We start from the raw sequence: 313 nt of genomic DNA, 5'->3' as shown, positions 1-313 counted from the left end.
AGCGCGAGCGCCGCGTCGGTGCCCTGCTTCGGGTGCAGCCACAGGTCGCCGAACTTCGCGCCTTCAGCGTAATCGGGAAACACCGACACGACCTTGGTGCCGCGATAGCGCGCCTCGACGAGGAAGTGCGCGTCGGGCGTGCGGGTCTGCGGGACGTTGGAGCCCCACATCATGATGAAGGTCGAGTTGTACCAGTCGGCCGATTCCGGCACGTCGGTCTGCTCGCCCCAGGTCTGCGGCGAGGCCGGCGGCAGGTCGCAATACCAGTCGTAGAAGCTCAGGCACACGCCGCCGATCAGCGACAGATAGCGCG

Annotated in this window: 1 protein-coding gene; it reads right to left on the bottom strand. The window is 67.1% G+C overall.

What is annotated here, in order from left to right:
• Positions 1 to 313 (bottom strand): molybdopterin-dependent oxidoreductase (locus SB725_RS30585; protein WP_410923096.1); only part of this gene is annotated, 313 nt, incomplete at both ends.

This window comes from Pseudomonas sp. SIMBA_041 (assembly GCF_046535095.1).
Lineage (GTDB): Bacteria > Pseudomonadota > Gammaproteobacteria > Pseudomonadales > Pseudomonadaceae > Aquipseudomonas > Aquipseudomonas mucoides.
The sequence above is the reverse complement of the archived record's forward strand: the minus strand, read 5'-3'. Positions and strand labels throughout refer to the sequence as shown.